The sequence below is a fragment of the Embleya sp. NBC_00896 genome, assembly GCF_045207785.1.
Taxonomy (GTDB): domain Bacteria; phylum Actinomycetota; class Actinomycetes; order Streptomycetales; family Streptomycetaceae; genus Embleya.
In genome coordinates, this window is the sequence record NZ_CP108778.1 from 67,455 (window position 1) to 81,023 (window position 13,569).

10 protein-coding genes and 2 pseudogenes are annotated in these 13,569 nt (G+C 65.6%); 5 read left to right on the forward strand and 7 right to left on the reverse strand.

What is annotated here, in order from left to right; genetic code table 11:
• Window positions 1-3: 3 nt before the first annotated feature.
• Window positions 4-660, reverse strand: coding sequence for a hypothetical protein (locus OG928_RS47580; RefSeq protein WP_406292196.1), 657 nt, complete (start codon window positions 658-660; stop codon window positions 4-6).
• Window positions 661-964: 304 nt separating this feature from the next.
• On the opposite strand from OG928_RS47580, the gene OG928_RS47585 reads away from it, so the two are divergent.
• Both OG928_RS47585 and OG928_RS47590 read left to right on the forward strand, forming a co-directional pair.
• The gene (locus OG928_RS47585) at window positions 965-1,840 is read left to right on the forward strand and encodes a Ku protein (protein ID WP_331738267.1); all 876 of its coding nucleotides are present in this window, start codon (window positions 965-967) and stop codon (window positions 1,838-1,840) included.
• A gap of 137 nt (window positions 1,841-1,977) precedes the next feature.
• Window positions 1,978-3,090, forward strand: a pseudogene (locus tag OG928_RS47590) (NAD-dependent DNA ligase LigA); the annotation flags it as partial.
• 121 nt (window positions 3,091-3,211) lie between these two features.
• Here the strand turns inward: OG928_RS47590 and OG928_RS47595 are convergent.
• Window positions 3,212-3,322: pseudogene (locus tag OG928_RS47595) on the reverse strand (cation diffusion facilitator family transporter); the annotation flags it as partial.
• A 226-nt stretch (window positions 3,323-3,548) separates the two neighbouring features.
• On the opposite strand from OG928_RS47595, the gene OG928_RS47600 reads away from it, so the two are divergent.
• The gene (locus OG928_RS47600) at window positions 3,549-4,004 is read left to right on the forward strand and encodes a helix-turn-helix domain-containing protein (protein ID WP_331738850.1); all 456 of its coding nucleotides are present in this window, start codon (window positions 3,549-3,551) and stop codon (window positions 4,002-4,004) included.
• On the opposite strand, the gene OG928_RS47605 is transcribed toward OG928_RS47600, so the two are convergent.
• A complete protein-coding gene (locus OG928_RS47605) occupies window positions 3,959-4,663 on the reverse strand; it encodes an NUDIX hydrolase (protein ID WP_331738270.1) in 705 nt (234 codons plus the stop codon). The two genes, OG928_RS47600 and OG928_RS47605, sit on opposite strands and share 46 nt — an antisense overlap.
• A gap of 100 nt (window positions 4,664-4,763) precedes the next feature.
• On the opposite strand from OG928_RS47605, the gene OG928_RS47610 reads away from it, so the two are divergent.
• Together OG928_RS47610 and OG928_RS47615 are read left to right on the forward strand one after the other, a co-directional pair.
• Window positions 4,764-7,469, forward strand: a complete 2,706-nt coding sequence (locus OG928_RS47610; protein WP_406292198.1) for a CHAT domain-containing protein — start codon at window positions 4,764-4,766, stop codon at window positions 7,467-7,469.
• 467 nt (window positions 7,470-7,936) lie between these two features.
• Window positions 7,937-8,386, forward strand: a complete 450-nt coding sequence (locus OG928_RS47615) for a hypothetical protein (RefSeq protein ID WP_406292199.1) — start codon at window positions 7,937-7,939, stop codon at window positions 8,384-8,386.
• Window positions 8,387-8,573: 187 nt separating this feature from the next.
• Here the strand turns inward: OG928_RS47615 and OG928_RS47620 are convergent, their stop codons facing one another.
• From OG928_RS47620 to OG928_RS47635, 4 genes are all read right to left on the reverse strand, one after another.
• Window positions 8,574-9,008 carry a transposase gene (locus OG928_RS47620; protein ID WP_406292201.1) on the reverse strand — a complete coding sequence of 145 codons (435 nt, stop codon included), beginning with the start codon at window positions 9,006-9,008 and terminating at the stop codon, window positions 8,574-8,576.
• A gap of 311 nt (window positions 9,009-9,319) precedes the next feature.
• On the reverse strand, window positions 9,320-9,862 hold the full coding sequence (locus OG928_RS47625) for a DUF6262 family protein (RefSeq protein WP_331738279.1): 543 nt from the start codon (window positions 9,860-9,862) through the stop codon (window positions 9,320-9,322).
• 3 nt (window positions 9,863-9,865) lie between these two features.
• Window positions 9,866-12,280 (reverse strand): tyrosine-type recombinase/integrase, encoded by a 2,415-nt coding sequence (locus OG928_RS47630; RefSeq protein WP_406292202.1) that lies wholly within the window; start codon window positions 12,278-12,280, stop codon window positions 9,866-9,868.
• A gap of 50 nt (window positions 12,281-12,330) precedes the next feature.
• A complete protein-coding gene (locus OG928_RS47635; protein WP_406292204.1) occupies window positions 12,331-13,503 on the reverse strand; it encodes a tyrosine-type recombinase/integrase in 1,173 nt (390 codons plus the stop codon).
• Window positions 13,504-13,569: the final 66 nt, after the last annotated feature.

Here is a 13,569-nt window from a genome sequence, read left to right on the forward strand (position 1 = left end):
AGGCTAACGGGCGGGAGGAATCCGTCGGTCGTCGTCCGCGGCCCGCCGCATGGCCCCGATGGTTGTGGGGCGTTGCCCGCTGCCCGACGCCGGCGTGGACATCGGACGCGGTTCGGTCATGGGCCGCCCGGGCGGAATCCCGGGCGGCAGCGGGACGGGTGGCAGGGGATTGCGAGCGTAGGCGATCGCGGCGTCCAGCCTGTGCCGGGCGGCGTCGCTCAGGCGCACGACGCGGTCCGGGGCGTGGGCCGCGGACCACAGTTGGACGAGGTAGCGCTCGCCCGCAGGGTCGCCGGCGCTGCCGTCGTATTCCAGGTCGCGTCCGTGTGCGTGGACCCGGACCCGGTACGTGGCCGCCCCGTCGGCGCCGAGGGGCAGGCGCACGGAGGGGACGTCGGTGATCTCCACGGTGTGGAAGTCGTCGGTGTGCACGGTCAGCGAGGACTCCGCGACGTCCTCCCACTCGCCTGCGGGCGTGCCCGGGTCCGTGTCGTGGACCTCCACCGTCAACGGCATCCGCACACACGTCGCCAGTCCGGTGCTCAAGCGGACCTCGTCGTCGCGAGCCTCGACGAGACCGGTGGTGTCCACGGAATACGGCCAGTCCCAGGGAAACCTCTCCCCCGCGACCAGGTGCAGCGAATGATTGTCGACGAACACGAGACCACGCGCGGAATCAACGACGGGAATCGCACCCACCCCCGATCGGGAACATCCTCCACACCGCACCCCGGAGTGGGGAGCCGAAACCGGACGCTACGGTGCCGCACCGACAACCGCCGCTCGACCCCGCCACGCCGGCCCCGCCCGGCCCGGCCGCCCCCGGCGCCCATCTCGGCGACCGAGGGCGTGTCCGACTCGCCCCCCGCCGGCATCGGTCGGTGACGAAGCGTTCCTGGCCACCACCGCATTGATCCCATACGATCGAAAGCGGTCATTTCATGTCATTTGGCAAGGGGTGTGTATGCGGGCGACGTGGAAGGGGTCCATCTCGTTCGGGTTGGTGAGCATCCCGGTCGAGTTGTATCCTGCAACCGTTTCGGAGAGTCGCTCCGCGGCGCATCAAGTTCACGAGAGCGACGGCGGCCGAATCCGATATCGGAGGATCTGCGAGCTGGACGGCGAGGAGGTCCCCTACGCCGAGATCGCCAAGGCCTACGAGTCCTCGGACGGGCGCCAAGTCGTGCTCACCGACGAGGACATGGCCGAGCTGCCGCTGCCCAGCAAGAAGATCGTCGACGTGCTCGCGTTCGTCGACGAGGCCGACATCGACCCGCTCGCCCTGTCCAAGCCCTACTACCTCGGGCCCGCCGGCCCCACCGCGACCAAGCCATACGTGCTCATCCGCGAGGCCCTCGCCGGACAGGGCCGGGCGGCGGTCACCAAGATCACTCTGTCCACCCGCGAGAGCCTGGCGTTGGTCCGCGTGCAAGGAGCCATCCTCACTCTCCAGACGATGTTGTGGCCGGACGAGCTCCGCGCGCCCGAGGGCATCGCCCCGCAGGGCGAGGTGACCATCCGCCCCCAGGAATTGAAGATGGCCGCCTCACTCATGGACACCCTCAGCGAGGATTTCGAACTCTCCGACGTCCAGGACGACTACCAGCGCGCCCTGGACGCCCTTGTCGAGGCCAAGGCCGCCGGCATCCACCCCGACGAGGCCGCCGAGCGCACCGCGACCGCGAACAACGTCGTCGATCTGATGTCCGCGCTGACCGCCAGCGTGGAGGCCGCCACCAAGGGCCGTCCCGACACGAAACGAACGACGCCGAAGACCGCCACCAAGAGCGGCACGAAAAAGGGCGGCGCAGCGGCCCGGTCACGCAGGAAGACCGGCTGAAGCGCTCCGCTCCACGCCCTCGGGACGGTGGGGTTCGAGGCGCTTCCTCTCGGTCTGCGGCCGAACACCTCACGAGATCGCCGGCTCGGCACGACGGGGGTCGGCGCGTGTCGGTGCCTCCGGCGATGATCGTCCGCATGACCGACACCCCGGCGCCGGCCGCCGCTCTCGCCGACCTCGACGCCTACGCCCAGGCCGTCGAGACCGTCACCGCCGCCGCGCGGGCCTACTACGGCGGCGCGGACTCCGCGCTCGACGACGACGTGTACGACGCCCTGGTGCGCGGCATCGAGACATACGAGCGCGAGCACCCCGACCACGTCCTCGCCGAGTCCCCCGTCGGCAAGGTCGCCGCCGGGGCGCTCGCCCCCGGGGACGTCCCCCACTCGGTGCCGATGCTCAGCATCGCGAACGTGTTCGACCCGGACGGGCTCCTCGCCTGGGGCGCTTCGCTGGAGCGGCGCCTGGGCCGGCCGGTCGACGGGTTCACCGTCGAGCCGAAGATGGACGGTCTCGCGGTCGCGGCCCACTACCGCCAGGGCCGCCTGGAGCAACTGGTCACGCGCGGGGACGGGATCGCCGGGGAGGACGTGTCGCATGCGATCGGCACGGTGCAGGGTCTGCCGGAGCGGCTGGCGGAGCTGGTGTCGATGGAGGTCCGCGGGGAGATCCTGCTGACCGGGGAGCAGTTCGAGCGGGCGAACGAGATACGCGTCGAGAACGGCGCGACCGTCTTCTCCAACCCGCGCAGCGGGGCGGCGGGAACGCTGCGGGCCAAGGACCGGCCGTACACGATCCCCACGACGTTCTACGGCTACGTCGGCATGCCGGTGGCGGATGACGACGGTTCGTTCGCCGCGTTCCTGCGCGAGGCGACGCACTCCGAGGTGATGGCCGCCGTGGCGAACCTGGGGGTGAACACGACCGGTGGCACCCCCGCCGGGCTGCGGGTGTGTCCGACGCTGGTTCAGGTGCAGGAGGCCGTGGACGCGATCGCCGCCATGCGGCCGGACCTGCCGTTCGGGATCGACGGCGTGGTGATCAAGGCCGATTCGGCCGCCGACCAGGCCGACGCGGGCAACGGGTCGCGTGCGCCGCGTTGGGCGATCGCGTACAAGCTCGCCGCCGTGCACAAGATCACCCGGCTCGTCGGCGTCGACTGGGCGGTCGGCCGCACCGGGGTGATCGCGCCGCGCGCGATCCTGGACCCGGTCGAGATCGACGGCAGCGTCGTCGGCTTCGCCACCCTGCTTTTGTTGGGGTCGCGTGCTCTGAGCGTTGCAGGAATCTCGAATTGTGCAGCTCAGCGGCCGATCGAGGAGAGATTATCGAGTGCAACAGGTGTTGTGCAAGATGGGAGGCGATCGCTGGGATGGCCAGGGAGGTGAAGCCGTCGGTGCGGGCGGGCAGGCCGTCGGCGACCAGGGCTGCCGAGCCGATCTTGCGGCCGGTGCGGATGCGCTAGTGAGTCACCCACTCGTTGCTGGGCGTGTCGAAGCGGCATGATCGGCATATAAGTCGGCCGGGGTGGTGTGTTGAGGTTTTCCGGTGGACAAGGTGAATCCAGTATCACAAGGGCGTGCCGCATGGGGTGTGGACGACACCGGGTGGCTGCGGGTTACGCAAAAGGGGGAATGAGTGTCGGAGTTGGACTTCCCGCCGACGCGGGTGGCCGGTCAGGGGCATGGCTGATACCGGGGTGACTGTCATGTGCATTCGCTGCGGTGCCGGGTGTGAGGTATGCGCAGGGTGGCGGGCTGACGACGAGAGGGCAAAAGGCCCGGGAGCGGGTGCGATTGGAGGCTGGCGCGCGGTTCGCGCGGGTGAGAAGACCGCTGAGATCGCCGCCGAGTTACGGGTGGGCAAGCGGCAGGTGGAGAAGTGGCGCCGGGCCTGGCGCGAGGGCGGCCTGGACGCGCTGCGGTCCAAGGGCCCGATGTCGGTGGAGAGGCTGACTCCGCAGCAGTGGGAGCACTTGAAACGGGCACTGGGCCGAGGACCGCTGGCGCACGGCTGGGACAAAGCGAGACGGGCGGCCGACAGACGCCACGCCAGCGTGACCTGCTTCACAACCCAGACCTTGAAACAGCCCGGTTCCCTTCTGTGGATGAAGCGCCGTCAGATCGCGTGGGGAAGGAGCCCCCGGAGCACGGCCCTGGTGTAGGCAGCAATGGTGAAGCCGTCTGTGATGGTGTCGGTTCGGATCAGATCAGCCAGTTCAGCTGAGCTGACGGCCTGGATACTCCCGATCCCCTCCTCCTTATCGGCCAGCTGGTACTTGCTGATCTCCGCAAGGTAGAGGTGAACCGATGTAGCCATCTGGCCAGTGTCGGGGTACATGGAGCCCAGCGAGGTGAGCGTGTCGGCGATGGCGCCGATCTCTTCCAATAGTTCGCGCCGTGCGTCGTCTTCGGAACGCTCTCCGGGCGTTCCAAAGCCACGCGGGAACTCTAGATGCCACCCCCGGGTGCTGTGCCGGAAATGTCGGATCAAGATGAGACCATCCGGGTGCACGGGGAGGACGACGACGCCGGGTGCGTTGCCGGGATTGATACGACGTGAGTACGTCCCCCGTTGACCACCGGGCTTGCGGACAGCGTCGCGCAATGTGACGCTGTAAGGGTCCTCAAAGACCACGCCTAGGCGACCCCACTCAGGGGGATTACCTTGGGCAGCCAGTCTCCGCATCGCCTCCTCCTCGATCAAGCGGATCTCCTCCGCGCCTGTAATGAGCTCGACGGGTGCGTCGGGCGGATTGGTAAATAGATCGGGCAGCGCCGCGCGGATCTCCCGGTAGCGCGTCAGCCTCTCCTTATAGTTCACAAGAGACCCCTTCCGATAGGAATTCTGTCACCGTCTGTGACCTATGCCCCAGTGGTACCACGTTACAGAATCGAATCGGCTGCGACTCGAAGGAGTCGGCGTGTTGAGCGACAGGATCATAAGCTGGGCGGACGCGCAGGAAAAGGATGTTGTCGACCTAATCCTGTGCTACGACGTTGACTTCGATGTACCTATGCGGCATCGGTACGCTATCGGCGTCCTGCGCATCGTGGAGGCATTCGGACCCAGATGGCCGATGCCTGTCCGTGTGGGCGCCTATTGGTGTGAGCTCGTCCGTGCCGACGTAGAGTACGACCTCCTTGAGGGGCTGAGGATCATCGATGCTTCTCGCGCCGAGGCTGAGCAACTGGGCGAAGAGTGTATGGCCGGTTCGGTCCAGCCTGGCAACGAATTCAAACCCTATGTGGCCGCACGGTGGTCAGATGGCACGGGAAGGATTCTCTACAGACTGGGCAGCTTCGCTCGCGCTCGAATAGCCTTTGAATCCGCCGGGAACATTGCCAGAAAGCATAACCTCTGGTGGTGCCTACCAGACATCGACAGCAACTTCATTCGCGCGCAATTTGAAGAACAGAAACAGACCTACGGAGCCACCTTCGCAGAGAAGGGGTCAGCCAAACTCGTGATGGAAATGGAACGCATTAGATCTCGCGCGGCCGAAGAGATCGAAGAACGTCCGATCTCGCCGGTGGAAGATGTGGAAGATCTCGCGGTCCGGGAGAAGGAGTTTTTGCGCGGGTACTCAAGCATTCTACACAATCTAGCGATCTCCTACCGCGAGCAAGGGAAGACGGGTGATTCCCTGAAGGCTTCGCGCGAGTCACTTGAAATCTCGGAACGCTTGGGGGACTTCTACCGGATTGGCCAGTCACTGAACCATCAGGCGCGCTGTCAGCCAGACAAGGCGATCGAGCTTTATGAGAAGCTCGAGAAGGGGAAATGGCGGCGAGGTCACATTATTGCACGCCAGAACCTGGCAAAATTGCGTGGCGGCATCGGTGGTGTCAAAATGCTCCGTGACCTTCTGGAAGAGTTGGGTGTTGGCTCCAGAGGCGGCAAGAGCGCTGGCTTCGACATCGATCTTCAAAGTTTCACGGTCCGATTCTTTGAGGAGCTGGTGAAGGACCTCGGCGACAGCTTGGGCAGGTCAGATCCGTGCTACTACAGTTCCCTCGTCGATGAGGCCATTAGACGGCGATTTGAAATGGCGCGTTCGATACGCCGCGTGGTGGCGACCCCTGCTTACAAACGCGCCTACGCCGTGGCGGTCCGGCCGAACTTTCTCGAACGGGTAGCAGACCTTCTGACAGACGGTGACACACCAGGTCGCAACACGACCGAGCAAGCTTTCGCGCTCGCTGAGGAGTCGTCTGCGCGGGAGTTGCTGGACCTGTTGTCCAGCATGAACCTGCCCCAACTAGGCCGTCCGTCGCCACCTGCCGTCGCTCCGCAACCCCAAGACACATCCAAAGCCGGTGGTGCGAGGCCACCGACCAAGCTGGAGGCCGGAATCACGCGCTCCAGGCAGCGGCACTTGCGCCGAGCCGGGCTACGCGCGGCAACCCCGGAGATAGTGGAGGCGCTCCGCGAGACTCTCGCCGCCCGCGAAACCGAGTTCGAGAAGCAGTTCTTGCACCAACCGCTGGAGAGTGCGCCACACGACCCGGAGATTAGTCTTAGGGTCCGCATGTTCGCAGTGAACAATCCAGGCACCTGCGTAGTGCGCTACTTCAGCTACGGACCTGGCAAGGCAACCCACCTGGGAGCGTTCGTTTTCCGAGGTGGCGCGCTGAGTTGTGTCAAAGGAATCCCGTATGAGGAAATAGAGGCCCTAATCCGGGATTTGGACATCAACCTTCCGCCTACGAAACACGAAAGTGAACACCTCTGGAGCCTGCTCATCGCCCCAATCTGGGAGATGGCTAACGCGGGAGGGAATCTGACCCATCTGGTGATCATCCCCGTAGATGAGCTGTTCTCCCTTCCTCTTCATATCGCTTCGCCTCCGGGGGCCAACACTCTGCCATTGGCCGCCATGGTGCCGTTGTCGCAGTCGGTCAGCGCGACTGCCTTCGTCGGAAGGAGCCGCCACCTACTTAAGCGCCAGCCGGTAGAGCCCGACGATAACCTTGCGGCGATCATTGTGGCGGACGAGGAAACAGCAACCAGCGACCCCGATGAGGACGGGGTGCCAGCGATTGGCGACGAAGTGGTTGATAGTGGGTGGCCGGCCGAGCAGATCGTCATCGCCGGCGATCGGCCGCATCGGCTGAAGGAACCAGTTCAGGTCTTTAAGGCCGACTGGGACGGTGTCGCAGTGATCAACGAATCTAAACCGGAGTTCTTTCTCTATGCTGGCCATGGCCAATATCACAAGTCGTTCGGACAGCTTGGACCGTCTTTGATACTAGGTGGCGACGAGCTGCTGACGCAGTATGACGTCGCGCTGCGTCTGCGACTGCCGCGCAACAAACTGACCATCGTCGGAGCCTGTCTCGCGGGCCAATCCGCGCAGACTGGAGGAGGGGACGTAGTCGGTTTCCTGCGCGCATTCGTTGCTGCGGGCGCGGGCGCGGTCGGCATCCCGCTATGGAGCGTCCTTAACACTGCAATGGTCGACACCGTGCGAACTCTTCTCGCAGCGAGTCGTGCCGAGCTTGCCACACCGGAAAGGACCTTCGATGTTGTCCAGGTACTGCATGAAAAATACCGAGAAGTTGCACAGCGCCACACGAAGGACTTCAAAGGAATGGTAGAGAATATGCCGCTCAGCCTCTACCTCTGATAAATCTTTGAGAGGGAGTTCCTCAAACCTCATGCCCGGATCTGCATGTTCGGCGAATGGGCCATAGCCACCTCAAGATTTGACGCCTGCGCAAGATTCGGTGCAGCACCACTCGGCGTCACGGCCTCGTTCAGGCCGTCCTGGCCTTCCACCTCAAGCTTAAATCTAAAACAGGTGATCATATGTCAGTGCAGGCGAGATACACCAGAGAGCTGCGCGAGCGATTCGGGTACTCGGCGACGTGGTTGCCCACAGTGACTGTTCGGCTTGGAGACGTTGGTCGGCTCACAGGCTATACATACGATTCCTTGGGTTCATGGGAAGACTACAACCTTCCGTTCGGGTCGCGAAGAGAAAGCGCGACGGGAACCTTCGACTACGTCTCGACGGAGGGGGTTCAAATTTCCTCTAGGTCCCGTGCTGAAGCACTAGCGCTTGATCCAGGTGCAGTGGGCGGGGTACTAACGGTGAAGTTCGGAAGCGAAGGCGCCGTGCTTTTCCGGGCGGAAGAGTGTGCAAGCGAGGTCATCAGCAGCCCAAAAACGCTCGAGAGCGAGATTTTTAGGCGCTATGAAGACGGCACATGGGACGATGGACTGATCGTGGTTACCGAGGTCGTTCACGCCGCGCGGGCGACGATTCTCGTCTCGGGTGGAAAGGATTCCACCGTTGAACTGAGCGGTGCAGTCGACGCAGTAGGTCTGGCCGCTGCTGAGTCTGGTTTGGAAGTTGTCAAGTCGCAAAACATTGCTACACAGATCCTCGCCAGAGGAAACCTCACCCCGCTGTTCCGTTCGATGGGCATCCGCAAACGTTTCCTCCACAGAGCTGAACTAGACCGCAGAGGAGTCGAACCGTTCGACTCGCCGCAATACTCGCTGGAACTAGCCGAGGTCGATTATGAGGACTTTTCCTAAAGAAGCGATCCTCCTGGATGATCACGATTCTGGCCTCGTATAGGATTCCTCCGTCATGGTTCCTGGACGCTGGCTGGAGTCGACTTGGTCCTGGCGGATCCACTTGCGTAGCGTCTCGCGCGAGCCGATACCCGGCTTCGCAGCGACGGCGTTGCTGAGGTTGAATTCGCGAGGCGGCTTGGTTCGGTTATCGCGTCTCGATGATCAGGCCGGTCTCAGCGAGGCAGCCGTCGAGCAGGTGCGGGCGGTACTGGATCTTCTTCAGCTTGCGTTTAATGACGCGGGCCAGGTGGTCGAGGTTGGCGGCGGCGAAGTTCTCCAGCGACCGTTTGACCAGCGACCACACACCTTCGATGGGGTTGAGGTCGGGCGCGTAGGAGGGCAGCTGGAACACGGTCAGCCAGTTCTTGTTCTCTGCGATGAACTCGGCGAGCTCCCCAGCCAGGTGGACGTTCAGGTTGTCCCGCACCCACACAATGGGAGTGCCGAGCTGGTGGTGTGCGAGCACGATCAGGTCGCGATAGTCCCGCCAGGCGAAGCTCCTGCGCTCGCCTTTGCGGCCCCGCCATACGTGCAGTCGGTAGAACAAGTGCGGCCGCGCGCCGGGCTTGAGGCACAGCACGCGGCGACCGAGATCCGGCCCCGGTTGCTGCCGCGTACCCGCATCACCGGGGTCTTCCCGCGCGGTGCCCAGGTGCGTCCCTTCGGCGGCCTCAGCCCCTGGCCCGCTTCCTCCTCGAAGCAGATGTTGTGGAACGTCGCGTAATTCCCCAGCCACAACTTCACGGAATGGGCCAGGGACATCGCGGCGCCGACGCCTTCGTCCCCATGCGGACGCCGGAGCTGCCACCCACCTGCGAGGAAGCACGACGAAACCGTCCGCGCAGGGCGGGCGCCGTACCGTTTTGATGGACAGTCGCGGTCTGGTCGCGCTCAGCCCGGCTGATTCAACGCCCGTGTCAACTCGCGGTTGGCTGCCCGCGCAGCCTCCAGATCTTCCAGAGCTTCGTCCAGTTTCAGCCTCACATCGGCATTGTCCTGTTCGAGCTGGACGATGCGCTGCTGCAGTTTCTCCGTACTCTCGGGGGCGCCAAGTCCGGCCTCGGCGAAGACCTGCTCGCCCATGAGCTGCGACAGCCGGCCCTCCAGCAAGGCGATGCGACCGGCCAGCCGGGCATTGCGCTCATTCGCCGCAGCCAGGTCGGCCATCAGTGAGGCCCGTGAGACCCCGGCCCCGCCGACCGCATCTGCGGCGGGGGCCCGCTCAGCGATGTGGACTTCGCTCAGCAGGTCACGGTGCCGGTAGAGGAAGGTGCGGTCCACCCTCGCCCGCCGGGCCACCGCTGTCACCGACACCTCCTCGCCCGCCTTTTGCAGGTCCCGTAGGGCCTGCTCGACGCGGGCCCGGCGGCGCTCGGTGTCGGCCTGCCGGCCGCGGACCATCGCCTGGGTGCGGCGGGAGCCGGGGTTACTCATCGGTCAGGGCCTTTCCGGTCGAACGTCCGGCACCGGCTGCCCGACGCTGGGCATCCCGAGCATGACAGCCCGGCTCTTGCGGATCGTCACCATCGCCTCCTGCACCTGGTCCTGTTGGTCCGGCTCCAGGTCGCCGAGGGTCTCCTTCACGTTTGCGATCAGCCGGCGGACCCGCCCGATCTCCTCCTGCGACGGCATCGCCTCGGCCTTGGCCCACTCATCCGCCGTGGTCAACGCCGCGATCCGCTCCCGCGACTGCAGCAGGTCGGACAGGTATCGCTCCAAGTCCGGCAGATAGGACACATCGGTGTCGAAGTGGTCGCAGCCCAGACACCGGAACCGGATCGGGCACTCGCCCCCGCCGGCCTGGACATTGGAGGGCTCCCCGCAGCCGCCGAACGCCACCGGTACCGACTCCAGGCCGCGGCGCACATGCTCGGATTCCATCAGCTGCCGGGCCTCGCGCCAGATGCGGTTCCCGTGCCGGTCGAAGTGAAACCGGGCGACCGTATCGACGGCCTTGCGGGTCCGCTCCTCCGTCACCCGGTAATACCGGCGTGTCGACTCCAGAAGATCATGATCCATGAGCTTGCGGAGCTGGTCGATCGGCACCCCTGCGTCCGCGTGACGCTGGGCATAACTGTGCCGATAGGCATACATCACCACCTTGGAACGGTCGAACTCGGTCTTGCCGTCGTCCAGCAGTATCGGCGGCATCGCGGCCACCCACTCCGAATGCCGGTCATTGACCGTGCCCATGGCGACCGACCGCGTGCCGCGCGGGTTGCGGATCGAGGACGGCAGCAGCACCAGCTCCGACAGCGGCGTATCAGGAAACCGTTCCCGCACCCGCTGCTGCTGGGCCCGGATCACCTCGACGGTGGCCTGGGCTATCGGCAACTGCAGGCCGAGCCTGTTGCACTTGAAGTTCGTCCAGATCAGCTCGTGCTTCCCCCGCGAGTCGGTGGCCAGGCAGTCCCACTCCAGTTTGCAGATCTCATCCGGACGCCGCCCTGTATCGATCATGATGTCGACGGCCACCCGGACCTCGCGCGATGCCTCCTTCTCCAGCCGGTCCAGTTGTCCGCAGACCTGCCGCATCACCGCGAGCGGCAGGTCCCGGGGCTTGCGACGCTTGTCCACCTTGGGGACGTCCGACTCCCGCAGCGCGAAGTCCTCCGAGACGCCCGCCATCGGCCCGCCCGGCCGTGAGGCACCCAGGGCCCGGGTGCGGTTCAGCAGCTTCCGAAGCATCCGCAGGGTGTTGCACCTCAAGTTCTCGGTCATCTCGTGGTCCACCTGGCCGACCTGGAAACTCAGCCGCCCGAGGAAGTTCTCGATATCTGCCCGTGCAACCACCGTCCGGATCTCGCCGCCGTCCTCGCGGAAGGCCCGCAGACTCTTCGACAGCCGCACCACCGCGCCGACGTGAGCCTGCAAAAACCGGGTGGCGCTCTTGCCGTAGTGACGCGGCAACTCATCCACGAGCCACATCATCACCGCCTCACGCAGCCACTTCTGGCTGATGCCGGTGAAGTTCAGCACTCCGCGGTGACCCCACGCGCGGGCGTCCCAGAGATCCGGCTTGCGCCGCTCAACCTCTGGGTCCAACAGCGCGCGGACCACGTGGTCCCGCAGCAGCCGGGCATGAATGGCGGCGGTGTTCTTCTCCTTGCTTTTCTCCTCGCGGTCAGGAACGTCCATCAGGGACGGGAATTCCTGCCGGCGGATCCAGTTGACGGTCGACTGCAGCTTCTTCGGCGAGACCTTCACCTCCTGTCCGATCCGCTCCTGCAACGCGAACAGCACCTCGACCACCATCAGCGGGGACAGCCCCATCAGCGGGACCTCACCGGGGGTGGCCGGAGCCGGCGCCTCCGTCCGGGCCCAGCGGGTCTCGTCCGCGGACTCTGGCTCGCCGTCGCGCACCAGGCGCTTCCACTTCGTCATGTGCGCCTGGCAGTACGGGCTCGTCGTCAGCTCCCGCTCTCGCGTGCACGCCACCACACCGCAGATCCCCAGCGGCGGCATCGGCTTGACCAGCGGGTGAGCGAAGAACTCCGCCATCGGCAGTCCCAGCTTGCGGAACCGTGAGCGGTGCGGCTCGCACAGCTTCGACACCGAACTGCCCCACATCCGCGTGCAGTCAGGGACGTGGCAGCGCTGCCGCGGCTTCTTCTTCTCAGCCTCCACGCTGCCCAAGAACTCGGCGAACGCCAGTCCGGACCGGTTCCACCGTGTCTGGCAGGCATGACACAGCCCCGACAACAGCGTAGCGCTGGCCGAGCACACCGCGTTGACGCACGGCGTCCAGGCCAGCAGCGGGTGACCCGGCGGGATCATCAACACCAAGCGGTCCTCGTCCCAGCCGGCCTCCGCCAGGAACTGCGGATCCAGACGGGTCCGCAGCCGCTCCAACTCCGGCTCCGAGTCAGTGAGCCGCGCGGCTTCACCCAACGTAGTGATCGTCACTTCCGACCCTCCCCACCCGTGACCAGCAGCCGCGGCGAGGGAACCCGCTCGACGGCATCCCGCAACACCTGCGGATCCAGGTGCATATAGGGAACCAAGGACTCGGGCGACTCGTGGCCCATCAGCTCCGACAACTCATCCCACTCCGCCCCCGCCGCTCGCGCATTACTGACGAAGGCATGGCGCAGCTGATGCGGACGAACCCTGCGCGACAGGCCCGCCCGCTCGCTCAGCGCCGTCAGCAGCCCGTTCACCGCCCGCGGCGGCATCGGCGCCCCCAAGGGCTCGCGCTGCAGGTTGACCAGCACGAAGTCACACGCCTCCGCAGCCCGGCAGGCGAGGCGTTCCATCGCGTAACGGTCGTGCGCCTGCACCAGCAGCCGGTCCACCGGCACCACCCGCTCACGCCGGGACTTCGCCCACGCACCGTTCGGGTTCAGCTCCCGCCGCACCACATGCAAGTGCGGCCCCGCCACCGAACAACCCAGCGACACAGAGCTGACCAGGAAGTGGATGTCCTCACGCCGCAGCCCCACCAGCTCACCGCGCCGCAGACCACCACGGCCCATGAACAGCAGCATCATCCGGTCCCGCGCCGTCCGGCAGGCCCGCAGCAGACCCAGAATCTCCTCATCGCTGGCCCGGTCAACCGGCCGCTTCGGCTCCTTCATCCGGTGCCGCACCCCCAAACGCAGCCCCGTCCCGGCACCCTCGCCCCGGGCCACAGCCGGCAGATCCTCAGTCGACGCAAGATCGAACAGCACCGGCAGCACCCACTGCGGGGCGTCACCATGCGTCACCGCGTGCGCGACCATCCCCCGCACCGCGGTCAGCACCCCGTTCACCCGCTTCTCACTGCGTACCGGCTTGCGCCCCGGCCCGACCATCAACGACGCCCCCGACGCCGGCTCCAGGCCCGACACGCCCCGGGGCGCGTACCGAAGCCACGTCATGAACAGACCCAAATCCGGTGCCGCCGTACGCCAGTCCCGACCCGTACGCAGACACCAGCGCAGGAACAGCGCGAGCCCGTACGCGTACGTCTCCGTCGTCGACTCCGTCTTGCCCATCCCGAACCGCACGTGCCGCAGATACCGGTCCGCAGCCGCCACCGGGACCAACGCCCCGTCCAACACCGTCCAGTACCGCTGCCCAGACGGCAGGGTCACAGCAAACGCCCTCAACGTGGTGCTCTCCCTCAACTGATGTACGCCATGCCACGTGAGCTACACCAG